Here is a 355-nt window from a genome sequence, read left to right on the forward strand (position 1 = left end):
GTACGTCCTCCCAGAGCGGCAGGCAGGCGCCGCGCAGCTGCATCAGGCCCTCGGGCCTGGCCACCATCCAGATGTGCAGGTGCGCGGAGCCGTCGCCCCACTTGTAGACGTGCACCCGGCCGATACCGCCGAGCGACATCACGGCCCGCCTCATCCGCTGGAGGCGCGAGCCGACCCTGGCGGCCCGCGCGGGCGGCAGGTCGGCGAGGCCGTGGTGGGCGCGGGGCATCAGCAGCAGCATCGACGGCACGGCGGTCGTCCCGGTGCGGCCACTCAGCGGCCAGTGGCTGTCCGTCCACAGGAAGCTGTTGTCGGTGCGGGAGCACTGCTGGCAGTCGGCGGCGGCGGCCTCGGT

Annotated in this window: 1 protein-coding gene; it reads right to left on the reverse strand. The window is 74.1% G+C overall.

What is annotated here, in order from left to right; translation table 11 throughout:
- On the reverse strand, positions 1-355 hold a 355-nt coding region (locus UK12_RS42115; protein ID WP_045307051.1), incomplete at both ends, for a hypothetical protein.

Source organism: Saccharothrix sp. ST-888, from assembly GCF_000955975.1.
Classification (GTDB): Bacteria; Actinomycetota; Actinomycetes; order Streptomycetales; family Streptomycetaceae; genus Kitasatospora.